This is a genomic window from Streptomyces sp. NPDC057486 (assembly GCF_042802415.1).
GTDB lineage: Bacteria > Actinomycetota > Actinomycetes > Streptomycetales > Streptomycetaceae > Streptomyces > Streptomyces yanii.
The window spans coordinates 24,629-51,125 of record NZ_JBHVEE010000065.1 but is presented as its reverse complement, the minus strand read 5'-3'; the positions used below and the strand labels follow the sequence as shown (position 1 = coordinate 51,125).

The following is a 26,497-nucleotide window of genomic DNA, read 5'->3' as shown; positions in this document are numbered from 1 at the left end:
AACCCACGGGCTGGGCGCGGCCGCCGGTCCCCCAGCGGGCCGGCCGGCCGCGGGTCCGCCCCTCACACCTCCGAGGGCAGGAACTCGGCGATCAGTTCCGCGAACTCGTCCGGCGCCGCGATCCGCACGCCGAGGTCCTCCGCCTTGGTGCGCTTCGACCCGGCCTTCTCGCCGGCGACGAGCAGCGTGGTGCGCTTGGAGACGCTGGACGAGGACTTCCCGCCGGCCCGCTCGATCAGCTCGTTCATCTGGTTCCGGGAGAGCTTCTCCAGCGCCCCGGTCATGGCCCCGGTGACGACCACGGTCATTCCGTCCAGCGGCCGTTCGGCAGCCGTCTCGCCGTCCGCGACGGCGGCAGCCGCGTCCGCGCCCTCCTCGCCCGGCTCCGGCGGCGGCGTCGCGCCGGGCTCCACCATGGTGACCCGGGCGGCGACCAGCTTCTCGATCAGCGGGGCGAGCTCGACCAGCTCCGCGACCACCCCGGCGGCCTTCTCCTTGCCGATGCCGTCGACCTGCTGGAGGGTGTCGACGTCGGCGGCGCGGATCCGGTCCATGCTGGCGAAGTAGCGGGCTATCCGCCGCGACATGGAACGCCCCGTGCCCCGTACGCCCAGGGCGCAGAAGACCCGGGAGAGCGGACGGGTACGCGCCGTCTCGATGGCGGCCAGGAGGTTGTCGGTGCTCGTCTCGCCCATCCGCTCCAGGCCGAGCAGCTGCTCGCGTTCGAGCGTGAAGAGATCGGCGAAGTCGGTGACCAGCCCGGCTTCGACGAGCTGGACGACGCGGGTCGCGCCGAGACCCTCGATGTCGAGCTGGTCGCGGCCCGCCGCATACGAGATGGAGGCGACGAGGCGGCAGTCGCGGCCCCGGACACAGCGCCAGCGCTGCTCGCTCGTGTCGATCTCGGAACCGCACTGCGGACATGTCTCGGGGAAGACGATGGGCTGCTCTTCGCCGGTCCGCAGATGGGCGACCGGGGCCTCGATGCGGGGGATGATGTCGCCGGCCTTGTAGACCATCACCCGGTCGCCCAGGCGCAGGTCGCGGCGGGTGATGTCGGCGGGGTTGTGCAGCGTGGCGTAACTGACAGTCGATCCGTCGATCTCGACGGGTTCCAGCACGGCGCGCGGGGCGATGATGCCGGTCCTGCCGACGTTCCACTCGACGCCGAGGAGCCGGGTGACCTTCTCGACGGCCGGGAGCTTGTACGCGATGGCCCAGCGCGGCGCCCGGGTGCCCGAACCGGCCTCGCGCTGGTCGGCCGCGTGATCGGCCTTGATCACGATGCCGTCGATACCGAACGGCAACGAGGCGCGCAGCGCGGCGATCTCCTCGACCCGGGACTGCACCTGCTCCACCGCGGTGACGGTGCGCGGCGCGACGTCCGTCTCGGCCGCGGTGTGCACGCCGAGCCCGGCGACGTACCTGAGGACTTCGCTGTGCGGGAGTTCGGCCAGCGTGCCGGTGAGCTCGCCGGACTCGGGCAGCGGCAGGGCGCCGTATGCGAAGAACGTCATCTCGACCGTGTAGGGGCGATCCTTGGCGCGGAGGGTGCCCGCCGCGCCGTTCCTCGGGTTGGCGAAGGGGTCGCCGCCGTGCTCGGTGCGGACCGTGTTGGCCTGTTCGAACTGCTCGTTCGTCATCAGGATCTCGCCGCGGATCTCGATCGTCACCGGCTCGCCGAGCTGCTCCGGGAGTCCGACGACGGTGCCGACCGCATGCGACACGTCCTCGCCCGCCGTGCCGTCGCCCCGGGTGATCAGGCGCTCCAGGCGGCCCGACCGGTAGCGGGCGGCGACCGCGAGCCCGTCGAGCTTGGGCTCCACGCTCCACGCGGCGACCGGTCTGCCGATCCGGCGCTCCAGGGAGGCCGTCCAGGTGACGAACTGCTCGGCGGAGAAGACGTTGTCCAGGGAGAGCATCGGCACCGTGTGCGGTACGTCCCCGCCCGCGGCGCCGCCGGCCACCTTGCCGGTCGGCGAGGCGGCCAGCACGTCCTCCGGGTGCTCCTCCTCATATGCGGCGATCCCGCGCACCAGCCGGTCGTACGCGTCGTCGTCGAGCGTGCTCTCGCCCGCGGCGTAGTACGCGGCGGCGGCCGCCGACGCTTCTTCGACCGCGGCGGCGTAGGAGGCGGCATCGGCGAGCACAACAGCAGAGTTCGTCATGGCCACCATCCTGCCGTCCACCACTGACAATGCCCCTCAGCCGGCTGCGGCCGCCGCCCCGTCCGCCCCGCCGGACTCATCGGCGTCGTCCGAAGTCAGCGGTACCTGCGGTCCGGAACACTCCCGCAGCCAGCGCCGCAGCACCTCGTGCACCTGCTCGGCCCCCACCAGCTCACCGTCCGCACCCGGCCCCGCCGACATGCGGGAGGCCATCGGCTCCGACATGGTGCGCGGGTGGAGCAGGAACGGCCGGGACTGCTCACCTCCCAGCCCGCCGTGGGAGCCGATCTGTTCCTCGAAGGCGTGCACACAGCCCGTGGCGGGGTCGTACATCGAGTTGACCATGACATCGGCGACATGCGGGAAGGTGTCGGTGCGCCGCACCGCGTCCGCCGCGCCCGGGCCGAACGGTTCCAGCAGGCCTTCCCCGTCCGCCAGTTCCGACACGGGTGTCTGTGCGCCGCCACGCCCCAGCACCACCGACCCGTGCAGCTCGCTGCGGACCAGCAGGAAGCCGATGCCGGGGTGATTGGCGAGGGTGCTCAGCAGCGCGGGATGGCGACGGTCGAGCTGTTCGCGTGTCGCGCGCCCGTCGATGTCGGGGAAGGAGATCAGGCCGAGATTGCCGGAGGCGAGGACGACCGGGTCGGACGGGGCCGCGGCGGTGTGCGTCCCGCCTTCCTCGACGGGCCGGTGCAGGGCGGTCCGCACCGCGTCTCGTGCCTCCGAGCCGCTCTTCGTACGCTGGGCCCGTCGGGGCACCGGCAGCCCGCAGCCCGCCCGCACCAGGTCCTTGAGCGTCAGGCCGTACGCCCCGGCGAAGGTCTCCCCGGGGCTCTGTCCGTGGTCGGAGAGCAGCACGATCCGGTAGCGGCGCGGTGTGTGTGCGGCGACCTTGACGATCAGGGCGAGCGAACGGTCCAGGCGTGCGAGGACCTTCTCCGCGTCGCGGCTGTGCGGCCCGGAGTGGTGCGCGACTTCGTCGTACGCGACGAGGTCGGCGTAGACGGCGGTGCGTCCGGCGAACATGTCCCCGATGACCGCCGCGACCACCACGTCACGCTCGACGACGGTCGCGAAGGCACGGATGAAGGGGTAGAGCCCGCCGCGCTTGATCCGGGGCGTGTCCTTCCGGATCCGCGCCCGGGTCGACTGGCTGATCTCCCGGCCGACCTCGGCGACGAACGACAGTGCGGTACGGACGGCGTTGGCCGGGTCGGAGAAGTACGCGAAGTAACCGGCCCGGGAGCGGCGCCCCTTGCCACGCCGGGCAGCCATCGACAGGACGAGGGCGAGCTGGTCGGCGCCGCCGCTGAACAGGTTTCCACGGCTGGCGCCGTCAAGGGTGAGCAGCCCGCCGTCGTGGGTGCGGACGATGGCGCGGCGCTGCATTTCGAGGGCGCTCGCGGGTCTGCTGGAGACCACGACGTCGCCGGTCTCCTTCTCGAACCAGCGGAAGGCGGGGATGTCGAAGTTGCTGCCGTGCAGGATGCCCAGCTGGCTGGCGCCGGTCTGGCTGGACCAGTCGGTGCGCCACGGAGTGAGCCGGTGGCCCGACCCATCGGCGAGCCAGTGCGCGACGGTGGGCATCAGACCGCCCTCGGCGGCCCGCGCGAGGACGTCGTGGCCGACGCCGTCGAGCTGGATGAAGACCGTGCCGGGCGGTCCGCTGCGGCCGCCGTCCGCGCCGCTGCGGCGGCGGCGCCGGTCGGCGAGGCGGGAGAGCCTGCGGCGGTAGGCGTTGTCGTCGCGGACGGCGAGCGCGGTGGAGGTCGCGGAGGCGACGGCGGACATCACGGCGGCGACGACGACCGCGGTCTCCGGGTTGGCGGCGCCGCGCCCGTCCGGTATGAGCCGCAGGGCGACGAGCAGGAGCGAGCCGTTGAGGAAGAAGACCAGCATCCCGAGGACGAGGGCGGGCACGATGAGCAGCGCCCGCACGAGGACCGGCCAGACCAGGGCGGAGAGCAGACCGAACGCGCCGGCGCCCCAGGCAGCGGTGAACGCGATCTTGGTGAAGCTGTCACCGTTGTCCGACTGGAGCTGGAAGTCGGGCAGAATCCCGGCGAGCACCAGCATGGTGAGGGTCGAGACGGCCCACACCACGATCACCCGCATCAGGGCGCTGCCGGCCGTACGCCATCGCCCGTCACCCACGCCGTTCCCACCTCACACGTCCGGGCCCCGCCGTTCCGGACCCGGCCCCAGCCTTTCACAGCAGCGTCGCACGGCACGGAGCCCGGGGAGTGCGACGGTCAGCAGCCGTCGTATCCGGCGGTCGGCATGGAGAGCCTGCGGTGCACGCTCGCCTTCGTACGGGAGCTGTACGACGGCTCGTCGAGACCGGCGAACTCCAGGCGTACGCCTCGCCGCTCGCACTCCGCGGCGAACTCCGGCACCGAGGTGAGTGCCCGCGCGAGCACCCGGTCGTTGGGCGCGACGAAGAGTTGGACGTCGCCGTCGTCGACATCCGCCCACAAGGCGTGGTGGTCGGGGCGCAGCCCGTAGAACCGCAGCTGCCGCGTGACCACGTAGCCCTTGTCGGCGGCCCAGCGGGCGCACATGGCGTGCTGGCTGCGCGTGTCCACGAGGAACGGGTCGCTGTCGAGCTCCTCCAACGGCGTGAGACTGGCGATGGCCGCCACCCGTACGTCCTCCATGGGCGTTCCCCCCGTGCTCGGCGTACGGGCGACCCTACCTCTCCGACTCCCGTACAAAAAGGCGTATGTCAGGACGGAAGAACTACGTGTCGGCACACACATGCGCCCCCGGCGCCGGGACGGGACCCGGGGCGGGGGCGCATGGAGGGGCAGGTGTCAGAGCGAGGTCATGACGTGCTTGATGCGCGTGTAGTCCTCGAAGCCGTACGCGGAGAGGTCCTTGCCGTAGCCGGACTTCTTGTAGCCGCCGTGCGGCATCTCGGCGACGAGCGCCATGTGCGTGTTGATCCAGACGCAGCCGAAGTCGAGGTTCTTGGACATCCGCATCGCCCGTGCGTGGTCCTTGGTCCATACGGAGGAGGCGAGGGCGTAGTCGACGCCGTTCGCGTACTCCACGGCCTGGGCCTCGTCCGTGAACAACTGGACGGTCATGACGGGTCCGAAGACCTCGTTCTGGACGATCTCGTCGTCCTGCCGCAGACCGGAGACGACGGTCGGGGCGTAGAAATAGCCCTTGTCGCCGACCCGGTGGCCGCCCGCCTCGACCCTGGCGTGGGCGGGAAGGCGGTCGATGAAGCCGCTGACCTGGGCGAGCTGACCCGCGTTGTTGAGCGGGCCGTAGAGCACGTCCTCGTCGTCCGGCTGCCCGGTCTTCGTGTCGGCCGCGGCCTTGGCGAGGGCGGCGACGAACGCGTCGTGGACCGACTCCTGGACCAGAACGCGGGTCGCGGCGGTGCAGTCCTGGCCGGCGTTGAAGTAGCCGCCGACGATCAGGTCCTCGACCGCCTTCTCCAGGTCGGCGTCCTCGAAGACGACGGCCGGGGCCTTGCCACCGAGCTCCAGGTGGACGCGCTTGACGTCCTTGGCGGCGCTCTGCGCGACCTGGATGCCGGCCCGGACCGAACCGGTGATGGACGCCATCGCCGGGGTGGGGTGCTCGACCATCATCCGGCCGGTCTCACGGTCGCCGCAGATCACGTTGAAGATGCCGCGGGGCAGCTCGAGCTCCTCCAGGACGCCGCCGATGATCTCGGCGATGAGCACGGTGGAGGCCGGGGTGGTGTCCGAGGGCTTGAGGACCACGGCGTTGCCCGCGGCGAGCGCGGGCGCGAACTTCCAGACCGCCATGAGGAGCGGGTAGTTCCAGGGTGCTACCTGGGCGCAGACGCCGACCGGCTCGCGGCGGATGATCGAGGTCATCCCCTCCATGTACTCGCCGGCCGAGCGGCCTTCGAGCATCCGCGCCGCACCCGCGAAGAAGCGGACCTGGTCGACGGCGGGGGCCAGTTCCTCGCTGCGGGTGAGGTGGAGCGGCTTGCCGGTGTCCCGGCTCTCCGCGGCGACGAGTTCGTCGGCGCGCGCCTCCATCGCGTCGGCGATCTTCAGCAGGGCCAGCTGGCGCACGGACGGGGTGGTGTCACGCCAGACGGGGAACGCGGCAGCAGCGGCCGCCATCGCCGCGTCGACGTCCGCGGCGCCGGAGAGCGGGGAGGTGGCGTAGACCTCGCCGGTACAGGGGTCCACGACATCGAGCGTGCGGCCGTCCGAGGCGTCCGCGAAGGCGCCGTCGATGTAGTTGCGGAACGTGGTGCTCATGGAACCGGTCTTTCTCATGGTCGGGCGGCGGTACGGGTGGTGCTCGTGGTCACCCGGTGGTGCGGGCGAACAGTGGGGCGCGGTGGTGCCGTCAGCCGGTGGTGCGGGCGGACAGGTGCTCGTGGACGGCGGGCCAGCTGCCGTCCTCGGCGCGGGCGAAGATGATCGTCTCCCGCTCGTGGACGGTCTCCTCGCCGGCCCGGGTGGCGATCCTGGTCTCGACGTCGTGGCTGAAGACGGCGGTGGCGCCGAGGTGCTGGATCAGCTGTCCGGTGGAGGTGCACGCCAGGATCCGGAAGTCGTCCTCGGCCACCCACTGCTGCCACAGCGCTCGGTACTCGGCCGTGGAGGCGAGCCGCTGCGGGGTGGAGTGGAAGACGAAGGTGGCGTCCGGAGCGAAGGCACCGAAGTAGTCGTCGAGGCGTCCCTCGGCGAAGGCGGCGACCAGCGCGTCGGCGGCGGCCCGGATCTCCTGGACGGGGGTGTTCTCGGTCGTGCTCATGGGTGGCTCCTGGTGACGGACGGGGCGAGCGCTCAGTGAGCGGCGGCGGGCTCGGCGGCGAGGGGCTCCTCCGTACCGCCGGTGATCGGCGGGACCTCGGCGTCCGACGCCCGGACGATTCGGGGGCCGTCCGGCCCGTACACCCCGCGCGGCTCCGGGAACACGGTCAGCAGGGTGAGGTAGAGCACGGCCGCCAGGGTGAGGCCGACCGGCAGGGAGATGTCCGCGCCGTTCGCGAGGTTGCCGAGCGGGCCGACGAACTGGCCGGGCAGGTTGGTGAAGAGGAGCGCCACGACGGCCGAGATGACCCAGGTGGACATGCCGCGCCAGTTCCAGCCGTGGTTGAACCAGTAGCGTCCACCGGTCTGGCGGCGGTTGAAGACCTGGAGGGCGTCCGCGTCGTACCAGCCGCGCCGGGTGAAGTAGCCGAGGGCCATGACGATCATCCACGGGGCCGTGCACGTGATGATCAGAGTGGCGAAGGTGGAGATGGACTGCGCGAGGTTGAGTGCGAACCGGCCGACGAAGATGAAGGCGATCGACAGGGCCCCGATGAAGAACGTCGACTGGACCCGGCTGAAGCGCGTGAACACGCTGGAGACGTCGAGCCCGGTGCCGTACAGCGCAGTCGTGCCGGTGGAGAGGCCACCGATCAGGGCGATCAGGCAGAGCGGCAGGAAGTACCAGCCGGGCGAGATGGCGAGCAGCCCGCCGACGTAGTTGGGGGCGGCCGGGTCGACGTACTTCGCGGCCTTGGCGGCGATGATCGAGGCGGTGGCCAGGCCGAAGAGGAACGGCAGCAGGGTGGCGACCTGGGCGAGGAACGCGGCGCCCATGACCCGGCGGCGCGGCGTCGCGGTCGGGATGTAGCGGGACCAGTCGCCGAGGAAGGCGCCGAACGAGACCGGGTTGGACAGGACGATCAGCGCGGAGCCGATGAAGGCCGGCCAGAAGAGCGGATCGGCGGTCGAGGCGAAGGCTCCCGCGTACCCCGGGTCGAAGTCTCCGGCGAAGGCGAAGGCGCCGAGGACGAAGAGCGCCGAGGCCGCGACGACCGCGACCTTGTTGACCAGCAGCATGAACCGGAAGCCATAGATACAGACGACGAGCACCAGTCCGGCGAAGATCGCGTAGGCGACGCCGTAGCTCACGTCGGACTCGGGGAGACCGGCGAGCCGGTGGGCTCCGCCGACGAGTGCGTCACCCGAGGACCACACGGAGATCGAGAAGAACGCGACCGCGGTGAGCAGCGAGAGGAACGAGCCGACGATCCTGCCGTGCACGCCCAGGTGGGCGGAGGAGGAGACGGCGTTGTTGGTGCCGTTGGTCGGGCCGAACAGCGCCATCGGGGCGAGCAGCAGAGCGCCGACGAGCAGCCCCAGCACGGTCGCCGCCAGTCCCTGCCAGAAGGAGAGCCCGAACAGGATCGGGAACGCACCGAGCACACAGGTGGCGAAGGTGTTGGCACCGCCGAAGGCGAGCCGGAAGAGGTCGAGGGGACGGGCGGTGCGGTCCGCTTCGGGTATCCGCTCGACCCCGTTGGTCTCGACTTCGGTGATCGAGGAAGTCACGGGCGCTCCACCTACTGTTCATGCGCGGGGACTGGCCCCTCAGTCTGTGGTCCCGAACCGTGCGCGGCAATTGTGAAAGTCACAAAGGGATACGCTGTTGTCTGTGGCCAGCGACAAACTCACCGTTGAGGATCTTCTCTCCTACCCCGCCCTCCAGCTCACGGTGAAGGCGGGCAGCAGCGGTCTGGGCCGCTCGGTCTCCTGGGCGCACGCGAGCGAACTCGCCGATCCGACACCCTGGTTGCTCGGCGCCGAGGTCATCATGACGACGGGCCTGGCGGTCCCCAGGACCGCCGCCGGGCAGCGCGCGTATCTGGAGCGGCTGGACGACGCCGGGGTCTCCGCGCTGGCCCTCTCGGCGCAGCTGCACATGCCCCCGCTGCACGACACGTTCTTCCGGGCGGCCGAGGAGCGGGGCTTCCCGGTCCTCGAGGTCCCGCTCGCCGTCCCCTTCATCGCGGTGGCCCAGGAGGTCGCCGCATCGGTCCAGGAGGATGCCCGGCACCGGCTCGGCGCCCAGCTGCAGGTCTTCGGTTCGCTGCGCTGGCTGGTCGCCGAGGACCTCGACACGCCCACACTGCTGCGCCGCCTCGAACGCCTCTCCGGATACGACGTGTACCTCTGCACGCCGCAGGGGCGCCCCCTCCTGCCGGGCGTACCGGCGCCTGATCCGGGCGTCCTGCCCGACTCGGTCGACGCCCCGCCGACCGTCCCCGGTGGATTCGTGCTGCCCGTTCCGGCGCCCGGCGGTCCGGCCGGGTTCCTTGTTGCGTACGAGCGGGAGGGTGCCCAGCCCGCCGGACTCGCCGTCGTCCAGCACATCGCCACGGTGGCGGCGCTGCGGGTCGCGATGGTGCGCAACGAGCGCGAGACGCTGCGCCGCGAGGGCGCGGAGACCCTCGCCGAGCTCCTGCAGGAGGTCCTCGACCCGGAAGCGGCACGGCGCAGGCTCGCCCGGCATGCGATCGAGGGCGACACCGTGCTGCTCGTGGTCCGGCAGACCACGGACGAGGCACTGCTGCGCTGCCTCCAGGACCATCCGCATCTGCTGCTCACCCGGGGCGAGGACCGCTATGTCCTCGGGGCGCCGCAGCTGGCCGCGGAGATCGGCGGGCTGCCGGGCGTGGCGGCCGGGATGAGTCGCCCGTTCCTGCCGGGCGCTGCGCTGCGGGTCGCGCAGCGCGAGGCGCTCTGGGCGGTCTCGAAGGCCGTCGAGTCGGGCCGTCCGGTGATCCGTTACGGGGACGATTCCATGGGCCGCTGGCTGCCCGACGACCCAGCGGTCCTGACCGCGCTGGTCGAGCACGTCCTCGGTGAGGTGCTGCGCTACGACGAGGCGCACGATTCGCAGCTGCTGGTCTCCGCCCGCACCTGGATGGAGCGCGACCGCCGCACGGATGCGGCGGCGGCCGCGCTCCACATCCATCCGAACACCCTCACGTACCGGTTGCGGCGATTCGGTGCGCTGGCCGACCGCGATCTGGCGTCGACGGGGGCGCTGGCGGAGGTCTGGCTGGCGATCCAGGCAGCGGGGGCGCTGGGACTGACGGACTGAGGCCTCCGCTTCGGGTCAGCGGCCGGACGCATCCGTCCGCACCCGCTGCGGCACTACGCTCAAGGGACCGGAACAGAGAGCCACGGCGGACGGGAGGCAGACGGTGCCGGTGGAAGTCACCTGGTGGGGTCATGCCACCTGCACCATCGAGGACTCCGGAGTCCGCGTCCTGACCGACCCGCTCTTCGTACGGCGCTTCGCGCATCTGCGTCGTCGCCGGGGTGCGCTTCCGGGCCCCGAGGCCACCGTCGCGGACGTCGTCCTTGTCTCCCATCTGCACTCCGACCACCTGCATCTGCCGTCGCTGGCCCGTCTCGCCCCCGGTACCCGGCTGATCGTGCCGGTGGGCGCCGTCCGTTCCGTACCTGGACTGCGGATGCTGCGCGGCGTGCGCGGGCTGCGGATCACCGAGGTGGCGCCGGGGGACGAGGTGCGCGTGGGTGAGGTTCTGGTACGGGCCGTCCCCGCGGAGCACGACGGCCGGAGGCTCCCGGTGGGCCCGCACCGTTCCCCCGCGCTGGGCTATGTCGTCGACGGCGAGGCCCGTACGTACTTCGCCGGGGACACCGGGCTGTTCGACGACATGGCGGAGGCGGTCGGCCCGGTGGATGTGGCGCTGCTGCCGGTCGGCGGCTGGGGCCCCTATCTCGGCCACAGTCATCTGGACGCGGGCAGGGCCGCGCAGGCGCTGGCCCGGCTGGCGCCGCGCTCGGCCGTGCCGGTGCACTACGGCACGTACTGGCCGATCGGGATGGACGGGGTCCGGCCGCACGAGTTCCACTCACCGGGTGACGAGTTCGTCCGGCAGGCGGCGCTGCTGGCGCCGGACGTGGCGGTGCACCGGCTGACCCACGGCGAGCATGTGCGGCCGGAGGCCGCCAGGTGATCCTGCAGGTCGTGGGGCAGCTGCCCCCTGAGTCGACGCAGCAGGCCGTCGGCTATCCATCCCTGTTCCTGCTGGTGGCGTTGGGTGCACTGGTGCCGGTGGTGCCGACGGGGGCGCTGGTGAGTTCGGCGGCCGTGGTGGCGTTCCACCAGACTGACCCGTTCGCGCTGCTCGTGGTGTTCGGGGTGGCGGCGTCGGCGGCGTTCCTCGGGGACATCTGTCTGTACTGGCTGGGGCAGCGCGGGGTGCGCTCGAAGAACGGCTCGAAGTGGCTGCGGGCGATCAGCGACCGGGCGGCGCCGGAGCGGCTTGCGCAGGCGCAGCAGAAGCTGGACGAGCACGGCGCGGTGGTGCTGGTGCTGTCGCGGCTGGTGCCGGCCGGGCGGATTCCCGTGATGCTGGCGTGTCTGCTGGGACGCATGCCGATGCGGAGGTTCGCGCGCGGTGACATACCGGCCTGCCTGGCGTGGGCGGCGACGTATCAGCTGATCGGCATTCTGGGGGGTTCGCTGTTCCCGGAGCCGTGGCAGGGTGTGGTCGCGGCGGTCGGTCTGACGCTGCTGATCAGCGGTGCTCCCGCGGTGTGGCGCAGGGTACGGGCCCGGTTCAGCCACTGATACCCCGGGGCGCCCGGGAAGTGTGCGGGGTGTCGAGTGCCTGTTGGGCATGAGTCCCGTCCAGCAGCCGGGAGCCGCCGATCGGCAGGTCCCACAGGCGTTCGCGCGGATGCCCGGCGCGCTGCCAGGCGGTACGGAGCCGGGTGAGCGGTTCGAGAACGGGCTCCGCGGAGAGCAGGAACGTCGCCCAGTGCATCGGCGCCATCGCGCGGGCGCCGAGATCCTCGTACGCCTGCACGGCCTCTTCCGGGTCGAGGTGCACGTCGCCGAGCCACCAGCGCGGTTCGTACGCCCCGATCGGCAGCAGCGCCAGATCGATCCCGGGGTGGCGGCGGCCGATCTGCGTGAACCAGTGCCCGTAGCCGCTGTCCCCTGCGAAGTAGACCCGCGGTCCGTCGCCGCCGCCGACGGCCTTGACGACCCATCCGCCCCACAGGGAGCGGCAGGTGTCGGTGAGGGTCCGCTTGGACCAGTGGTGGGAGGGAACGAAGTCGAAACGGACGCCGCGCAGTACTGCCGACTCCCACCAGTCGAGCTCGGTGACGCAGGAGAAGCCGCGGCGACGGCACCACTGGCCGAGCCCGGCGGGGACGAACAGCGGCGTGTCGCGCGGCAGCCTGCGCAGGGTGGGTGCGTCGAGATGGTCGTAGTGGTTGTGGCTGATGACGACCGCGTCGACGGGCGGCAGGTCCTCCCAGCGGACACCGACGGGCGTGATCCTGGCGGGTGTGCCGAGGATGCGGCGGGACCAGACGGGGTCGGTGAGGATGGTCAGCCCGCCGGTGCGGATGATCCAGCTGGCATGCCCGGCCCAGGTGACGGAGGTCGTGCCCGCGTCGGCGGCGGGCAGCGGTTCGGGGGCGAACGGCAGTCGGTGGATGCCGCGCAGCCCCTCCGCGTCGGGCCTCATGGCGCGCTCACGGGCCAGCCTGGACATGCCCCTGACACCCGGGAGCGGGGCGGTGAGCCGGTCGGCGAAGCCTCCGGGCCAGACCCGCACCTCACCGAGGGGGCGCGGCGGGACTATCTCGCCGAGGGGGGCCGAATGCGCGGCCCCCGCACCGGAGCGCTCGGTCTGTTCCGTCATCGAAGGACTCCCGTCCCGGAAAGCGTCGTCGGTACGTCAGTGCTCACGTATGCCGGCGCGTGGTCGGCACGTCGGCGCGTACGTCGTCGGAGTTCGGTTCCTCATCGGAGTTCGTCGAGGGCTGTTCCGAAAATGCTCAGCGCTCGGGCGACATGCGGCAATTTCAGGGGCTCCACCGCAGTGAGGGACTCCATCTGCTGCTCGGGGGTCGATCCGAGCAGCGGCCCGGTGCCCAGCCGCACCCGCAGCGCGCCCAGTTCGTCCCCGAAGCGGTGGCCGCCGGGAGTGGGCGCGCCGAGGCGTTCGGTGAGGTACTCCTCCAGTTCCAGGGAATCCGTGACGCCGCGGGTGGCCAGCCGGGCGCGGAGCGGCCCCAGGTCGGCGTAGAGATGGCGGCCGGCCTGCGGGGGCCGGGCCAGCGCGCCCGAGGCGAGCACCGCCCGGTGGGCCGCGGCGGCGACCTGCGCCTGCAGGGCGGCGGCCCGGCGGACCCGGGCCGTGACGGCCTCCGGTTCGGTCAGCGCGTGGGCGGCCGCCGCGGCGACCGGGCCCGCGACGAGGGCGCCCAGAGCGGTGAGGATGTCGAGGGTCCGGGCGTGCCGCACCGCCGCCCGTTCGGTGTCCGGGAATCTGGCGACCGCGACCGGCCAGGCGGACGGGGTCAGCGCCCCGGCCAGATCGCAGACGACCGTGACGTCGTCGGGGCACATCTCGGCGGGGCTGAGCAGGACCGTGTCGTGGGGGCGGTGAAGGGTGTCGCGCCAGGTCTCGTCGCTCACGACGTGCATCCCCTCGGCGACGGCTGCCTCGCACGCCTCGCGGACGAGTTCCGGTGGGGCGACGGTGGCGGTCGGGTCGTCGACCACGGAGATCAGCAGCAGCCGGGGCCGGCCGCCTTCGGCACGCACCCTTCGTACGGTCTCCAGCAATGCGTACGGGTCGGGCACGCCGCCGCACTCGGCCGGGGTCGGCACATGGTAGGCGGGCCTGCCGAGCAGTCGCGCCTGCGGGATCCAGGTGGCGGGACAGGGACGCGGCGTGAGGACATCACCTCCGTGCGCGGCGATCAGGGCGAGCAGCAGCGGCGAGGCGCCGGGGGCGGCTGCGATGTACTCAGGTCCGCCGCGCAGCCCGCGCCGGGTCCAGTAGGCGGCGGCCGCCTCGCGCAGGGGTCCGCCGCCACCGGTCGGTTCGGGCTCGCTGCGCCCGGCTGCCGCGGCGAGCACACCGGCCAGCTCGGGCAGCACGGGCAGGCCCGGATCGGGGGCGGGCGGCCCGTAGCGTACGGGCCCCCGATCCTCCCGAGGAGTCCATGGGGCACGCCCGGCATCCCCGCCCGGTCCGGCCCGCTCGGTCCGCTCCCGCGCCATCCCGGGTCTCCTTCGCTACCGCTCCGTCACCTGTACGGCTCCGGCTCGCCCTGCCTCGTACCGTCTCGCTCCCAGGGCCCTTTATACGGAGGTTTGAGCGAGACCGCCCGCCCGGCAGAGGCGGCCCGTACGTCGCCCCGGGGTCGCGGCCGGACCGTCCGAGCAGGAGTTCGGCTCCGGTGGGGAGCCGAACCCGGACCCTGCGGCCCCATTGACACTCGCCCCGCAGCGTCATTACGGTCACGCCAGGATTTCGAACGCATGACGAAATATCGAACAAGTCGAGGGGCAACTCCCGTGCGCATCACCGGAATCAGCACACATGTCGTCGGTACGCCCTGGCGCAATCTCACCTACGTCCAGGTCCATACCGACGAGGGTCTCACCGGCGTCGGCGAGACCAGGATGCTCGGCCGTACCGATGCTCTCGTCGGCTATCTGCGCGAGGCGGAGGCCAACCACATCGCCGGCTCCGACCCCTTCGCCGTGGAGGACCTCGTACGCCGGATGAAGTACGGCGACTACGGGCGGGCCGGGGAGATCGTGATGTCCGGCATCGCGGTCGTCGAGATGGCCTGCTGGGACATCAAGGGAAAGGCGCTCGGCGTCCCGGTCTGGCAGTTGCTCGGCGGAAAGGTCACCGACCGGGTCAAGGCGTACGCGAACGGCTGGTACACCACCGAGCGCACCCCGGAGGCGTACCACAAGGCGGCTCGGGCGGTCGTCGAGCGCGGCTACCGCGCCCTGAAGATCGACCCGTTCGGGACCGGTCATTTCGAACTGGGGCAGCAGGAGACCCGGTACGCGGTGTCGCTGATCGAGGCCGTACGGGATGCCATCGGCCCGGACGCCGAACTGATGCTGGAGATGCACGGGCGGTTCAGCCCGTCCACCGCCGTGCGGATCGCACACGAGATGGCGCCCTTCCGGCCGGCCTGGCTGGAGGAGCCGGTGCCGCCCGAGAACCTCAAGGCGCTCAGCAAGGTGGCCGACAAGGTCGACCTGCCGATCGCGACCGGTGAACGCATCCACGACCGGATCGAGTTCCGCGAGCTGTTCGAGTCGCAGGCGGCCGACATCATCCAGCCGGACCTCGGCCACATCGGCGGCATCCTGGAGACGCGCAAGCTCGCCGCGACCGCCGAGACCCACTACACGCTCATCGCACCGCACAATGTGGGTGGCTCGGTACTGACCGCGGCCAGCCTCCAACTGGCCGGCTGCACACCCAACTTCAAGATCCTCGAACACTTCAACGACTTCGCGGACGCCGACATCAAGAAGGTCGTGAAGGGCGCCCCGCAGGTCGACCCCGAAACCGGCTGCTTCGAGCTCTCCCACGCTCCAGGTCTCGGAGTCGAGCTCGATGTGGACGCCGCAGCCGAATTCCCCCAGCAGCAGGCCCGGTTCGACCTGTGGGCGGACGGCTGGGAGAAGAGGCAGCCCAAGTGAGCTCCACCCACTCGCGGGCGATCACGGTCGAGCGGCCCGGCGAGCACACCCTGACCACCGGTCCCCTTCCGGAGCCCGGCCCCGGCGAGGTCCGGGTACAGGTCGCCGCGGCCGGGATCTGCATGAGCGACCGCGAGGTGTACGACGGCCATCGCGCCCCGGGCTATGTCCGCTACCCGGTGGTGCCCGGCCATGAATGGTCGGGCGTGGTCGACGCCCTGGGCGCGGACGTCGATCCGGCGCTGCTCGGACGGCGGACGGTCGCCGAGGGCTTCCGGTCCTGCGGCAGTTGCGAGCGGTGCCGGAGCGGCGAGACCTCGCTCTGCACATCGGGGTACGACGAGACGGGCTTCACCCGACCCGGGGCGTTCGCCGACCATGTCGTCGTCCCCGCACGGCTGTTGCACCCCCTGTCCGACGACGCGGATCTGCGCGCCGCCGCCCTGCTGGAACCGGCCGCGGTGGTGGCGGCGGCGGTGCGGGCCGGGGCCCCCGAACCGGGCGAGCGGGTCGCCGTGGTGGGCGCCGGAACGCTCGGGCTGCTCGCCGTGCAGCTGCTGTCCGCACTGTCCCCCGGCGAGCTGACAGTGATCGACCCACGGAGCGAACGGGCAGGTCAGGCACTGTCGTTCGGGGCAAGCGAGGCCCGCACCCCCGAGGAGGCCACGGAGGCGAACGGCCGCTACGACCTGGTCGTGGAGACAGCCGGCGCGCCGCCCACCGCCGCCGACGCCTGCCTGCTGGCGCGGCGCGGCGGCCGGGTGGTGCTCACCGGCATGTTCGCGCCGGGAGCCGTCGGTATCGATCCGGTACATCTGTCGCTGAGTCAACTCACCGTGCGCAGCGTGTTCGGCGCGCCGTCGGCGGCCTGGTCGTACGCGGTACGGGCGTTCACCGCCGGACTGCTGGATCCGGCGGCGCTGATCACGCACGAGTTCCCCCTGGACCGGTTCGCGGAAGCCGTGGCTCTGGTCGGGGGCGGCGATCCCGGGACGGGCAAGGTGCTCCTTCGCCCGTAATTCCCCATTCACCGGCCGGCGGTTGGCGCGCACCCCGCCACTCGAACCGCGTCCGACATACCGAACATGAAGGGTCACTCATGACCTCGTCCGACTCGTCCGTCCGTCGCCCCGGCGAACCCGCGCTCACCGCGCTCGGGATGGATGCGCCCGCCGCCGACCCGGCCGACACCTCTTCGTACGCCTTCCCCGACGGGGGCACCTGGCGGACCGAGATCCCGTCCGTCGAGGGTCCCGAGGCGCTCGCCGTCGTCCTGAAGGAGTCCTCGCGGCTCGATGTGCCGGTCCACCGGATCAGCCAGGGCAGCGGCATCTGGATGCTGAGCGACGCCGAGATCACCGAGATGGTGGAGGGCTGCGCGGAACGCGACATCGAACTCTGTCTCTTCACCGGGCCACGCGGCAGCTGGGACACCGGCGCCTCCACGCGTACCGACTCGGGCGGAGCGGGGCTGCGCGCCCGCGGTCATGACGCACTGGCAGGATGCGTAGAAGATGCCCTGCGCGCATCGGAGTTGGGCGTCAAGTGCCTGCTCGTCGCGGACGAAGGGGTGCTCTGGACGCTGCACAGGCTACGGGTACGGGGCACGCTGCCCGCCGACACGACCTTCAAGGTGTCGGCGCTCATCGGCCCGGTGAACCCCGCCTCGTACGCGGTCCACGAACAGCTCGGCGCCGACTCGATCAATATCCCGTCCGATCTGACACTTGCTCATCTCACCGAGATCCGGCGGGTGTCGGGCGCTCCGATGGACCTGTACATCGAGGCGCCGGACGACCTGGGCGGCTATGTGCGGATGTACGAGGCGGCGGAGCTGATCCGCCGCGGCGCGCCGATCTATCTCAAGTTCGGCCTGTCCAGGGCGCCCGGCATCTATCCGTACGGTGCACAGCTGCGTGACGCCGCCCTGAACACGGCCCGCGAGCGGGTGCGCCGGGGGCGGCTGGCCCTCGATCTGCTGGCCCGGCACGGCGCCGGCGGGAACATGTCCCCGCTCGGCTCCCGGCTGCCGGGAGCACTGCGCCGTTTCGCGGGTTAGTGCGTGTGTCGGACGTCCCAGTGCCGCGACCGGCAAGGTTTGCCCCATGAGGAGCGTCGCCCGGTGCGGGCGACCGCAAGGCGGCCGGACGCCCTTGGACCGGATCACCCTGCTCGAACGAAGTCGAGAGCTCGGGCAAGGAGCCGGCCCGGGACGGGGCGATTCCTTGGGGGACCACCCCCTCCCCCTCAGCCTGCGAAGGCAGTCCCGGGCATTCCCTGTCCCGCATCCGGCAGCACCAGCAGCGAACCGGACAGCGGATGCGGGGAGTCGATCCCCGTCCTGGCCGTGGAGATGTACAGGTCGCGCAGGTCGGCACCGCCGAACGCGCAGGCGGTCGGGCGCCGTACCGGCAGTTCGACCGTCCGGTCCAGTGCGCCGTCCGCCGTGTAGCGGCGCAGCGCTGCGCCGTCCCAGAGGGCGACCCAGACACCTCCCTCGGCATCGACCGTCAGTCCGTCCGGGAAGCCCGATCCCTCCTCGACGGTGGCGAACGTCCGCCGGTTCACGGCGTGTTCACCGTCGAAGTCGAAGACGTCGATCCGGCCCGTCGGGGTGTCGATGTAGTACATGAGCCGCCCGTCGGGACTCCATCCGGTGCCGTTGCTGCACGCCACCACGGGCAGCACCGGAGTGACCGTGCCATCGGGCGAGACGCGCCTGAGGCTGCCGCCGGTCTCCGCCTCGTTGTAGCGCATGGTGCCCACCCACAGCGCGCCGTCGGGAGCGACAGCGGCGTCGTTGCCTCGCCGTCCGGGTTCGGGGTCGTGGACCAGCCAGCGGAAGGAACCGTCGGGGTCGTACAGGCCGATGCCGTCGCGCAGATTGACCACAAGACCGCCGCCGGCCCGCGGCTTCGCCGCTCCGACGTGCTGCTCGGTGGCCATGACCGTACGGCGGCCACTCACCGGGTCGTAGGTGTGGACGCGGGACGAGAGGATGTCGACCCAGATCAGCCGCCCGGTGGCCGGATCCCAGGTAGGGCCCTCACCGAGCTCGGCGTGCTCCCGCACCGCCACCTCGGGGCGCGGGCCGCGCATCACTTCCCCCTCGCGTGGTGCCCGAGCCGACCGGAGAGGGCATCGGCGCCGTCGGCCGCGAGGACCGCCAACTCCTCCTCGCGCTGCTCGGTCCAGCGGATCATCGGCACGGAGATGGAGAGCGCGGCGACGACCCGGCCCGACCGGTCCCGCACCGGAGCCGCCACACAGCTCACATCAGGGTTGGACTCACGGTGTTCCACCGCGATGCCCCGCTCCCGGACCGCTGCGAGGACGGTCCGCAGCTCGGCGGGGTCCGTGATGCTGTTGGGAGTCATTCCGGTCAGTTCGCGGCCGTCGAGCCGGGCGTCGAGCTCCCGGTCGGGCAGCGCGGCGAGCAGCATCTTGCCGACGGAGGTGCAGTGGGCGGGCAGCCTGCGTCCGGCCGCGGAGACCATCCGAACCGCATGGGTGGAGTCCACCTTGGCGATATAGATGACGTCGGCGTCCTCCAGGATCGCCACATGGACCGTCTCGCCGCACGTCTCGGCGACCTCCCGGGCCACCTGCTGCCCCTCGGCGGCCAGGTCGAGCTGCTCGGCGTACCGGCTGCCGAGCTGGTAGGTACGGACGCCGAGGCGGTAACGGCCGGGCTGCTCCGGGACCGCCACCAGGTAGGAGCGGGCGGCGAGGGTGGTGAGCAGTTCATGGACGGTGGTGCGCGGCAGCTGGAGCCTGCGGGTGACCTCGGGCGCGGAGAGTGTTCCGTCCCCGTGGAGGAAGAGTTCGAGTACGTCCAGGGCCCGCGTCACCGCAGGGACGAGTCGCCCCATGGTCGTGCACCCACCTCTCATGTTCGACACTCCGACCAGTGACCGGAATCGCGAACACAGGCTAATCGCAGCGCACTTGCCACGGCAATGCCGCCGACCCGGTCCGATGCCCCTCCGGTACGCCGATGTGACCCGTTCAAAGCCTTTTTTCACACGCGTCGTCCGAGGAGCGCGAGCAGCTGGGTCTGCGGGTCGGCGTCCTTCCCGGTCCTGACGGCCGGGGCGAACAGACCGGTCTGCGAAAGCCCCTTCGCATACGGTGCGACCTCGCGCCGCGTGAACGCGACCAGTTCCTCCGGCAGCCCCTCGTCCGCACCGATGGCCCGGGCCAGGTCCCAGGAGTGCACCACCGCGTCGCTCACCATCTGCGCACAGTACGCGTCGGCGCCGGTGTCCCCGTACGACAGGTTCACGGTCCGACCGAACGCCCCCGGTGCCGCGAAGGCCTCGCGCGCCCCTGCCGCCGCACGGTCCCAGACGGCAACGGGCTCGTCGCCCAGCACATCACCGTCGTAGGCGTCACCGACCTCGGCGACCGTGAGCCCTTCCGTGACCAGCGGCGGGACCCACAGCTGCTCGGAGGTGAGATGGGCGACCAGGTCACGGACGGACCACTCGGTGCACGGCGTCGGCGCGGACCACTGGTCGTCGCGCACGGCGTGCACCCGGTCGGTGAAGAGCTGGAGCGCCTCGGCGTGGCGATCCAGCAGGTCGCGAACAGAAGAGGAGTGAGATGCCATGGGACCACTGTCTCCGTCCGGAGAGCCGCACGCGAGCCCGCCTGCTGCTTCGACCCTGCCGAAAGGGGTATCCGCACTCCCATGTCGTCACCGAGCAGCGCATCCTCCGCCCCCTCCCCCACCGGACTCCGCACCTGGCTGCACCGGCGTGATCTCGCCGTCTTCCGGAGCGTGGCCGGCCGGCACTGGCCGGGCGCCGGCCCCGTCCTGCCACGGCTCAGCCGCAGCGCCGATCACGGGCTGCTGTGGTTCGGCGTCGCGGCGGGCATGGCGGCCCTCGGCAGCAGCGCCCGGGCCCGGCGCGCCGCGCTCCGCGGGGTAGCCTCGCTGACCGTGGCCTCGGCCGCGATCAACACCGTGGGGAAGGGGGTGGTACGCCGGGAGCGGCCGGTACTGGACGCCGTCCCGGTGATACGTCGGCTCACCCGCCAGCCGTTCACCTCCTCCTTCCCGTCGGGGCATGCCGCGTCGGCGGCGGCTTTCGCGACGGGCGTCGCCCTCGAATCGAAGGGCTGGGGCGCGGCGGTCGCCCCGCTCGCACTGGCTGTCGCCGCCTCCCGCGTCTATACGGGGGTCCACTATCCGAGTGATGTGCTGGCCGGTGCCGTGCTCGGCGCAGGAGCCGCGTTCGCGCTGCGCGGTGTCGTGCCGACGCGTGGACAGCTGCCCGCGCCGGGCAGACCGCCCGCCCACGCGCCGGCCCTGCCGGGCGGGCGGGGCCTGGTGGTCGTCGTCAATCAGGAGTCCGGCTCGGCGACGGCCACGGCCTCGCTGGTGCGGGACGCGCTGCCGCTCGCCGAAGTGGTGGAGTGCGCGCCCGGCGAGCTCTCCGAGGAGCTGGAGAAGGCAGCCGGCCAGGGCCGTGCGCTCGGGATCTGCGGGGGTGACGGCACGGTCAACAGCGCCGCTTCGGTCGCTGCCGCGCACGGTGTGCCGCTCGCGGTGTTCCCCGGCGGGACCCTCAACCACTTCGCCTACGACCTGGGCATCGAGACGGTGGACGACGTGTGCGCCGCACTGGTCGCGGGCGATGCGGTACGGGTGGACCTGGGCCGCTTCCGTCCGGGCCCGGACGGGCCGGGCGGCGCACCCGGCCATTTCCTCAACGCTTTCAGTCTGGGTGCCTATCCGGAGCTGGTACGGACCCGCGAGCACTGGGCGCCGCGCATCGGCGGCTGGCCCGCAGGCGTCGTGGCGGCGCTCCACGTGCTGCGCGGCGAACGCCCGCTGGAGGCCGAACTTCAGGGAGAGCGGCGCCCGTTGTGGCTGCTTTTCGTGGGAAACGGCCTGTTCCGGCGGATGGGCCCGGCGCCGGGCCGGCGTCACAACCTCGCGGACGGGCTGCTGGACGTCCGGGTGGTGCACGGCGGCCGCACGCCCGGCCTCCGTCTCCTCGCGGCTGCGGTCGCGGGCCCCTTGACCCGCTCCCCCGTCCATGCAGCGGTACGACTTCGAAGGGTCCGGATCGCCGGTCTGACCCCGGGAACGCCTTATGCGTACGACGGCGAAGTTGCCCACAGCCAAAGGGAGTTGGTGATCGACAAGCTGCCCGAGGCACTGACTGTCTACTGCCCGATGCCTGTGTGAGCCCTCGACGCCTAAGTCCACATATCAAGACAGCTGTCTCACCATCCGACATCTCGGCGTACCGTTGGCGCATCGCTCAGCGCTTCGCATCACGCTCCGAGAGAGGACGCACAGCCATGCCGAAGGAGACCGCCGTCTACACCCACGGCCACCACGAATCGGTGCTGCGCTCGCACCGCTGGCGCACTGCCGCCAACTCCGCGGCCTATCTGATCGGCGAACTCCGGCCCGGCATGGCGGTGCTGGACGTCGGCTGCGGTCCCGGCACCATCACCGCGGACCTGGCGGCACTGGTCGCCCCGGGCAGGGTGACCGCCGTCGACACCGCCGCCGAGATCCTGGGCCAGGCCGCCGAGGTCGCCGCCGAACGCGGCCTGGACAACGTCGAGTTCACCACCGCCGATGTGCACGCCCTGGACTTCCCCGACGACTCCTTCGATGTCGTGCACGCCCACCAGGTGCTGCAGCACGTGGGCGACCCGGTGCAGGCACTGCGCGAGATGCGGCGGGTCTGCCGTCCCGGCGGCATCGTCGCGGCCCGCGACAGCGACTACGCGGCGATGACCTGGTATCCCGAATCACCCGTCATGGACGCGTGGCAGGAGCTGTACGGGCGGGTGGCCCGCGCCAACGGCGGCGAGCCGGACGCGGGCCGGCGACTGCTCTCCTGGGCCCGGCAGGCCGGCTTCACCGACATCACCCCGTCCGCCGCCACCTGGTGCTACGCCACACCGGAGAACCGCGCCTGGTGGAGCGGCCTGTGGGCGGACCGCACGGTCGGCTCGGCGTACGCGAAAGTGGCCGTCGACGGCGGCCACGCGACCGCCGAGCAGCTGACCGACATCGCGGCAGCCTGGCGCGCCTGGGGCGAGCAGGACGATGCATGGTTCATGGTCCCGCACGGCGAGGTGCTCTGCCGCGCCTGACACCGCCGAGGACCGGCGGGTGGAATCGATCACATGGGTCCGACCCGCCAACTACCCTGTTCCGCATGGAAATTCTGGGAACCACGCTGCGTATATGCGTCGATGACCTGGAGGCCGCGGTGGCCTTCTACGAGGACCTCACGGCCAGTTCGGCGCTGCGCTTCGAGCGCGGCGGGGTCTCGGTCGCCGCGATCAGCTGCTTTCTGCTGATGAGCGGCCCCGAGGCGGAGCTTGAGATCCTGCGCAAGGTGACGGCGACGATCGCGGTGAAGAATGTCGACGAAGCCCACGAGTCCCTCGTCCGGGTCGGCGCCCGGATCGTCGCGGGCCCGGTGCCGACGCCGGTCGGCCGGAATCTGATCGTCGTCCATCCGGACGGCTCGGTCTTCGAGTACGTCGACCGGAACCTGCCCGTCTGACCCGACAGGTTCCGGTCACGGCACACACCCCCTACGGCGACTCCGTGCCCACGTGCCTCAGCACCTCGTCCGCCAGTTCGCGCGTGGGCCGCTCGCCGTCCAGAAGCACCGTCCCGGCCCGCAGCGCGTCGACCGCGGCCACACACTGCGCGATCTGCGCCTTGCCCCACCGTCGGGCGGCCTCGTCGCGTACGGGGTCGTCCGGGGCGACGACCCGGGCATCGAGCCGTTGCTCCAGGACATCGGCGGGCACCTCGAGGAAGAAGTGATGGACCGTCACTCCAGCTGCTTCCAGGGTTCCGAAGATCTCTTCCGCGTACTGCGGATGGACGACGGTCATCGGGGCCAGTACGGGCCGCCCGTACTCCTCGACCAGCCCGATGGCCATCGAGGCAACCTGCCTTCGCCACAGCGGCAGATGCTGGAAGTTGCCCTTCGGTACCTCAACGATGTCCCTCAGGACGTAACCGATCTGCTCGGGATCGTAGACGAGGGCCTCGGGCCACCGCCGGTGCAGCTCGGCCACCAGTGTGGTCTTGCCGCTGCCGAACGCCCCGTTCACCCAGACGATCACGTGCCGCTCCCCTCCTCGGCGCGCCGGGTCAACTCTTCGGGCGCATCCGGTAGTTGTACGCGTCGGGCAGTGGATCGTCGGTGAGCGCGGACCATACCTCGTCCAGGATCTCCGCCCCCTCCCGCAGGTCCGCGACCTCGAAGCCCTCGTCGAAGACGGCACGGGCGGCAGCGCTGTCTCCCTCGGCCAGCAGAAGTCGGGCCTCCAGCAGGCGGAACCGGCCGCGCTGCCGGATCGCCGGGCTCAGCCCGGTCCAGACCGTCCTGGCGTCCTCGGCCCGCCCGGCCGCCAGCAGGGCCTCGATCGTCTCGCGGCCGAGAGCGGTGGTGGCTGCCGTCCAGGCATCGCCGTCGTCCCGGCGCTCCGCGCACAGGTCATCGAACGCCTCGCTGTAGAGGTCGGCGACCCGGTCGCGCTGGCCGCCCTCCTGGGCGGCGACGGCCAGGCAGCGCAGCAGCGGCCAGCGGGACGGAGCGAGGGCGAGACCGCGTTCCCAGCTGCGGACCGCCTGGGCGCGGTCACCGGCGTGCCACTGGGCGATGCCGAGGTGGTACTCGGTGAGGGGTTCGGCATCCGCCGTCTCCAGCATGTCGCGCCAGTGCGCGGAGACCAGCGACGGTCCGGGCGGCGCCACGCGGCGCTGTTCGGGGAAGCCGCCCCGGTCGAGCAGGTGCAGCCAGGGCGCCTGCTGTTCGCCCAGGGTGGACTCGACGAACGGCGTACCGGGCAGCTTGTATCCGGCACGCCGGACCTCGAGGGCGCCCCAGCCGGAACCGGTGGCGAGGGACTCGCCCGGCTCTGTGTCGGCGTACGGGCGCCAGGCCGCGTACGCGGCATCGACGTCGGCCCGCGGCAGCGCCTCGGCCAGCCGTTGTTCGGTCTCGGCGCGGGCCGCGGTCCAGTCGTCGCCGTGCACGACCCCGGGGTCCGCGGACAGCAGACCGTAGGACTCCAGCCAGCTGAACTCGGCGCCGGGTTCGAGCGGGATGTGCTCCAGCTGGGTGCGGGCCAGTCCGGCCTGGATCTCCGCGTAGCCGACGGTGCCGGGCTCGGTGAGCCACTGCTGCCAGCGGCGTCCGCCGGGCCCGTTGCCCCAGACGAAGAGCTTGCGGCCCCGCAGCAGGTCGGTGGAGGTCTGCACGAGGCCCCGGCCCTCGGCGTCGAGGGAGGCGATCCAGCGGCGGGCGCCGTCGGGCACTTCGTAGAAGTAGTCGGCGGGGAAGTCGCTGAGCAGCGGGTACGTACGGTCGACGGAACCGGTCTCGGGGACGGGGACGCGCGTCAGTGTCCGTTCGTAACCGAAGTGCCAGGCCTCGTCCGCAGGGGCCAGGACCCGGGTGCGTTCGCCCTCCGGGACGGCGATGTTGGACCACCAGTAGACGGGCGCGGTGTGCTCGTGCGGGTTGCGTATCCGTACGCCGACATGGAGGAAGTCGGAGTCCGCCGGCAGCCACAGGTCCACCTGGAACGGGAGGTCGCGCAACCGCTCCCACTCCCAGAGCCGGACCATCTCACCGCCGTCGGGGGCAGGGACCCGGGCGGCATGCACCGGGGCGCAGTTCAGCGTGGTGTGACCCGTGGCGCCGATGTTCCACTCGATGCCGCCGGAGAACCAGGCGCCGTTGAGCGCGAAGTCGGCGGGCTGCAGGACAGGGTTGGTGTAGAGCAGTTCGCGGCCGGTCGGCTTGTGGTGGAGGGAGTGGATCCGGCCACCGAGCCCCGGCAGGACGGTGGCCCGCAGTCGGTCGTTCTCGATGATGATCGCGTCCAGGCCGGTGGGCGTCCGCTCGCGCCCGTACCCGTCGAGAATGCGCACCGGCAGGACGGTGCCCAGCGGCTCGTAGCCGATCTGCCGTGCCATGTCACGCGGCAGTCCTGCCCGGCCCCGGTCGTCGACGACATGCATCTCGTCGAGCGGCCGCAGCGCCGGCAGCGGGTTCTCCGGGCCCAGCGGTGCGGCGGGCAGAGTCAGTACGGCACGTCGTACGGTCGTGGCCAAGGCAACCTCGCTCCCTCGCGCGGGCCGCCGCAGGTCCGGGCGCCCCCCGATGACCATGGAACACGCTGGAAGCCGCCCCGACCAGGGGCGCAGCCGTCAGACTTCGGCAAAAGCCGCCACCAGCAGGTGGGCGAGCAGCACTCCGGCGGTGCCGTCGGGGTCGGGATCGGGGTCGGGGTCGTACACCGTGACGTCGAGGCCGACGCGGCGCGTCGAGCTCCTCGGGATGCAGTCCGCCGTTCTCCGGGCTGTCGACGGCGGGCATCACGACCGGGTCGAGCACATCGGCGTCGAGGTGCACCCGGAAGCCGTCCGACGCCTGGTGTTCCAGGCTCTGCACGGTGGCGGCAGCCGGGTCGGCCGCACCCCATGCAGCCCGAGTTCGGACGGGGCGTCGACGACGACAATATTCCGCATGCCGCTCGTCCTCGCCGTCGTAACCTTGATCCTCAACGACTTGTGCAATGAAGGCGACAGGACACGATGAGCACCCAGCACACCTACCGAGTGATCGTGCGCGGCACCTTTGACGGCCTCACCGACGAGGCGCGCGCCCGACTGCTTGCGGAGGTCGAGCAGCACGGCCTGGCGGCGATGCAGTTCACCGAGGAGGGTTCACTCACCTACGACGCGGTGATCAAGCACTTCAGCTTCCGGTACGTGGTCGTGTCGGACGCCGAGGACGGCGAGGAGATGGCGTCGGCGATCGCCGAGGACCGGGCGGAGACGGCGCTGAAGGAGTACGGCTACGGCTTTCGCGAACTGCGCTCCACCGCCACGGACATGGACACCATGAAAATCAATTACAAGGGGCGGCGCGCGGCGGGTCCGGCGTGACGCCGTGGCGAGAGCCACCGAACGGGCTCTGATCCGGAATCGAATTCCTGACGAGGGGCGCCGCCGTTCGGGCGGCGCC

Annotated in this window: 23 protein-coding genes and 1 pseudogene; 10 read left to right on the top strand and 14 right to left on the bottom strand. The window is 71.7% G+C overall.

The features are described from left to right. Positions 1 to 62 precede the first annotated feature (62 nt). The 6 genes from ligA to ACFU6I_RS27315 form a co-directional block, all read right to left on the bottom strand. The gene (gene ligA, locus ACFU6I_RS27340) at positions 63 to 2,177 is read right to left on the bottom strand and encodes an NAD-dependent DNA ligase LigA (RefSeq protein WP_384371481.1); all 2,115 of its coding nucleotides are present in this window, start codon (positions 2,175 to 2,177) and stop codon (positions 63 to 65) included. A gap of 27 nt (positions 2,178 to 2,204) precedes the next feature. Continuing rightward, positions 2,205 to 4,325 (bottom strand): alkaline phosphatase family protein, encoded by a 2,121-nt coding sequence (locus ACFU6I_RS27335; protein WP_384371479.1) that lies wholly within the window; start codon positions 4,323 to 4,325, stop codon positions 2,205 to 2,207. Between the two features lie 98 nt (positions 4,326 to 4,423). Next, complete coding sequence (locus ACFU6I_RS27330) at positions 4,424 to 4,828, bottom strand: hypothetical protein (protein ID WP_345511211.1); 405 nt, start codon at positions 4,826 to 4,828, stop codon at positions 4,424 to 4,426. 156 nt (positions 4,829 to 4,984) lie between these two features. Beyond that, complete coding sequence (locus ACFU6I_RS27325; protein WP_384371477.1) at positions 4,985 to 6,424, bottom strand: gamma-aminobutyraldehyde dehydrogenase; 1,440 nt, start codon at positions 6,422 to 6,424, stop codon at positions 4,985 to 4,987. Between the two features lie 91 nt (positions 6,425 to 6,515). Then, positions 6,516 to 6,926 (bottom strand): YybH family protein, encoded by a 411-nt coding sequence (locus ACFU6I_RS27320; RefSeq protein WP_384371476.1) that lies wholly within the window; start codon positions 6,924 to 6,926, stop codon positions 6,516 to 6,518. Positions 6,927 to 6,958: 32 nt separating this feature from the next. Next, positions 6,959 to 8,497 (bottom strand): purine-cytosine permease family protein, encoded by a 1,539-nt coding sequence (locus ACFU6I_RS27315; RefSeq protein WP_384371474.1) that lies wholly within the window; start codon positions 8,495 to 8,497, stop codon positions 6,959 to 6,961. A 103-nt stretch (positions 8,498 to 8,600) separates the two neighbouring features. On the opposite strand from ACFU6I_RS27315, the gene ACFU6I_RS27310 reads away from it, so the two are divergent. The 3 genes from ACFU6I_RS27310 to ACFU6I_RS27300 all read left to right on the top strand — a co-directional run bounded on the left by ACFU6I_RS27310 (position 8,601) and on the right by ACFU6I_RS27300 (position 11,555). Continuing rightward, the gene (locus tag ACFU6I_RS27310) at positions 8,601 to 10,052 is read left to right on the top strand and encodes a PucR family transcriptional regulator (RefSeq protein ID WP_384371472.1); all 1,452 of its coding nucleotides are present in this window, start codon (positions 8,601 to 8,603) and stop codon (positions 10,050 to 10,052) included. A gap of 103 nt (positions 10,053 to 10,155) precedes the next feature. Continuing rightward, on the top strand, positions 10,156 to 10,938 hold the full coding sequence (locus ACFU6I_RS27305) for an MBL fold metallo-hydrolase (RefSeq protein WP_384371470.1): 783 nt from the start codon (positions 10,156 to 10,158) through the stop codon (positions 10,936 to 10,938). Continuing rightward, a complete protein-coding gene (locus ACFU6I_RS27300; protein WP_384349489.1) occupies positions 10,935 to 11,555 on the top strand; it encodes a DedA family protein in 621 nt (206 codons plus the stop codon). Before ACFU6I_RS27305 ends, ACFU6I_RS27300 begins: the two co-directional genes overlap by 4 nt. Here the strand turns inward: ACFU6I_RS27300 and ACFU6I_RS27295 are convergent. Then, a complete protein-coding gene (locus ACFU6I_RS27295) occupies positions 11,545 to 12,642 on the bottom strand; it encodes an MBL fold metallo-hydrolase (protein ID WP_384371468.1) in 1,098 nt (365 codons plus the stop codon). The two genes, ACFU6I_RS27300 and ACFU6I_RS27295, sit on opposite strands and share 11 nt — an antisense overlap. Positions 12,643 to 12,743: 101 nt before the next feature. After that, complete coding sequence (locus ACFU6I_RS27290) at positions 12,744 to 14,012, bottom strand: aminotransferase class I/II-fold pyridoxal phosphate-dependent enzyme (RefSeq protein ID WP_384371466.1); 1,269 nt, start codon at positions 14,010 to 14,012, stop codon at positions 12,744 to 12,746. 297 nt (positions 14,013 to 14,309) lie between these two features. Here ACFU6I_RS27290 and ACFU6I_RS27285 point away from each other — a divergent pair, with 297 nt between their 5' ends. From ACFU6I_RS27285 to ACFU6I_RS27275, 3 genes are all read left to right on the top strand, one after another. Then, positions 14,310 to 15,464 carry a mandelate racemase/muconate lactonizing enzyme family protein gene (locus tag ACFU6I_RS27285; RefSeq protein ID WP_327243347.1) on the top strand — a complete coding sequence of 385 codons (1,155 nt, stop codon included), beginning with the start codon at positions 14,310 to 14,312 and terminating at the stop codon, positions 15,462 to 15,464. Beyond that, a complete protein-coding gene (locus ACFU6I_RS27280) occupies positions 15,461 to 16,483 on the top strand; it encodes a zinc-binding dehydrogenase (RefSeq protein ID WP_384371464.1) in 1,023 nt (340 codons plus the stop codon). The genes ACFU6I_RS27285 and ACFU6I_RS27280 overlap by 4 nt, the downstream gene beginning before the upstream one ends. A gap of 80 nt (positions 16,484 to 16,563) precedes the next feature. Then, a complete protein-coding gene (locus ACFU6I_RS27275) occupies positions 16,564 to 17,523 on the top strand; it encodes a hypothetical protein (RefSeq protein WP_384371462.1) in 960 nt (319 codons plus the stop codon). Positions 17,524 to 17,711: 188 nt separating this feature from the next. Here ACFU6I_RS27275 and ACFU6I_RS27270 read toward each other — a convergent pair whose 3' ends face one another. The 3 genes from ACFU6I_RS27270 to ACFU6I_RS27260 form a co-directional block, all read right to left on the bottom strand. After that, complete coding sequence (locus ACFU6I_RS27270) at positions 17,712 to 18,563, bottom strand: SMP-30/gluconolactonase/LRE family protein (RefSeq protein WP_384371460.1); 852 nt, start codon at positions 18,561 to 18,563, stop codon at positions 17,712 to 17,714. Then, complete coding sequence (locus tag ACFU6I_RS27265) at positions 18,563 to 19,336, bottom strand: IclR family transcriptional regulator (RefSeq protein WP_266979499.1); 774 nt, start codon at positions 19,334 to 19,336, stop codon at positions 18,563 to 18,565. The genes ACFU6I_RS27270 and ACFU6I_RS27265 overlap by 1 nt, the downstream gene beginning before the upstream one ends. Before the next feature lie 149 nt (positions 19,337 to 19,485). After that, entirely contained in the window at positions 19,486 to 20,076 is a 591-nt protein-coding gene (locus ACFU6I_RS27260; protein ID WP_384371458.1) for a TIGR03086 family metal-binding protein, read from the bottom strand. A gap of 81 nt (positions 20,077 to 20,157) precedes the next feature. Here ACFU6I_RS27260 and ACFU6I_RS27255 point away from each other — a divergent pair, with 81 nt between their 5' ends. From ACFU6I_RS27255 to ACFU6I_RS27245, 3 genes are all read left to right on the top strand, one after another. Continuing rightward, entirely contained in the window at positions 20,158 to 21,663 is a 1,506-nt protein-coding gene (locus ACFU6I_RS27255; protein WP_384371456.1) for a bifunctional phosphatase PAP2/diacylglycerol kinase family protein, read from the top strand. Positions 21,664 to 21,779: 116 nt separating this feature from the next. Further along, entirely contained in the window at positions 21,780 to 22,589 is an 810-nt protein-coding gene (locus ACFU6I_RS27250; RefSeq protein ID WP_384371454.1) for a methyltransferase domain-containing protein, read from the top strand. Positions 22,590 to 22,654: 65 nt separating this feature from the next. Continuing rightward, on the top strand, positions 22,655 to 23,008 hold the full coding sequence (locus tag ACFU6I_RS27245; protein ID WP_384371452.1) for a VOC family protein: 354 nt from the start codon (positions 22,655 to 22,657) through the stop codon (positions 23,006 to 23,008). A gap of 31 nt (positions 23,009 to 23,039) precedes the next feature. Here the strand turns inward: ACFU6I_RS27245 and ACFU6I_RS27240 are convergent, their stop codons facing one another. From ACFU6I_RS27240 to ACFU6I_RS27230, 3 genes and pseudogenes are all read right to left on the bottom strand, one after another. Beyond that, positions 23,040 to 23,582 carry an AAA family ATPase gene (locus tag ACFU6I_RS27240; protein WP_384371450.1) on the bottom strand — a complete coding sequence of 181 codons (543 nt, stop codon included), beginning with the start codon at positions 23,580 to 23,582 and terminating at the stop codon, positions 23,040 to 23,042. Between the two features lie 28 nt (positions 23,583 to 23,610). Beyond that, on the bottom strand, positions 23,611 to 25,581 hold the full coding sequence (locus ACFU6I_RS27235) for a DUF5107 domain-containing protein (RefSeq protein WP_384371448.1): 1,971 nt from the start codon (positions 25,579 to 25,581) through the stop codon (positions 23,611 to 23,613). Between the two features lie 96 nt (positions 25,582 to 25,677). Then, positions 25,678 to 25,948, bottom strand: a pseudogene (locus tag ACFU6I_RS27230) (arginase family protein); the annotation flags it as partial. Between the two features lie 116 nt (positions 25,949 to 26,064). Between ACFU6I_RS27230 and ACFU6I_RS27225 the strand changes: the two are divergent. Further along, positions 26,065 to 26,418: a DUF6204 family protein gene (locus ACFU6I_RS27225; protein ID WP_384371446.1), complete on the top strand. Its 354-nt coding sequence runs from the start codon at positions 26,065 to 26,067 to the stop codon at positions 26,416 to 26,418. Positions 26,419 to 26,497 lie beyond the last annotated feature (79 nt).

Excerpts from the sequence above, each read along its gene's own strand:
- ligA (WP_384371481.1), bottom strand. The coding sequence starts at position 2,177 with ATGGTGGCCATGACGAACTCTGCTGTTGTGCTCGCCGATGCCGCCTCC.
- ACFU6I_RS27330 (WP_345511211.1), bottom strand. The coding sequence starts at position 4,828 with ATGGAGGACGTACGGGTGGCGGCCATCGCCAGTCTCACGCCGTTGGAG.
- ACFU6I_RS27325 (WP_384371477.1), bottom strand. The coding sequence starts at position 6,424 with ATGAGCACCACGTTCCGCAACTACATCGACGGCGCCTTCGCGGACGCC.
- ACFU6I_RS27320 (WP_384371476.1), bottom strand. The coding sequence starts at position 6,926 with ATGAGCACGACCGAGAACACCCCCGTCCAGGAGATCCGGGCCGCCGCC.
- ACFU6I_RS27295 (WP_384371468.1), bottom strand. The coding sequence starts at position 12,642 with ATGACGGAACAGACCGAGCGCTCCGGTGCGGGGGCCGCGCATTCGGCC.
- ACFU6I_RS27290 (WP_384371466.1), bottom strand. The coding sequence starts at position 14,012 with ATGGCGCGGGAGCGGACCGAGCGGGCCGGACCGGGCGGGGATGCCGGG.
- ACFU6I_RS27275 (WP_384371462.1), top strand. The coding sequence starts at position 16,564 with ATGACCTCGTCCGACTCGTCCGTCCGTCGCCCCGGCGAACCCGCGCTC.
- ACFU6I_RS27270 (WP_384371460.1), bottom strand. The coding sequence starts at position 18,563 with ATGCGCGGCCCGCGCCCCGAGGTGGCGGTGCGGGAGCACGCCGAGCTC.
- ACFU6I_RS27265 (WP_266979499.1), bottom strand. The coding sequence starts at position 19,336 with ATGGGGCGACTCGTCCCTGCGGTGACGCGGGCCCTGGACGTACTCGAA.
- ACFU6I_RS27260 (WP_384371458.1), bottom strand. The coding sequence starts at position 20,076 with ATGGCATCTCACTCCTCTTCTGTTCGCGACCTGCTGGATCGCCACGCC.
- ACFU6I_RS27255 (WP_384371456.1), top strand. The coding sequence starts at position 20,158 with ATGTCGTCACCGAGCAGCGCATCCTCCGCCCCCTCCCCCACCGGACTC.
- ACFU6I_RS27250 (WP_384371454.1), top strand. The coding sequence starts at position 21,780 with ATGCCGAAGGAGACCGCCGTCTACACCCACGGCCACCACGAATCGGTG.
- ACFU6I_RS27245 (WP_384371452.1), top strand. The coding sequence starts at position 22,655 with ATGGAAATTCTGGGAACCACGCTGCGTATATGCGTCGATGACCTGGAG.
- ACFU6I_RS27225 (WP_384371446.1), top strand. The coding sequence starts at position 26,065 with ATGAGCACCCAGCACACCTACCGAGTGATCGTGCGCGGCACCTTTGAC.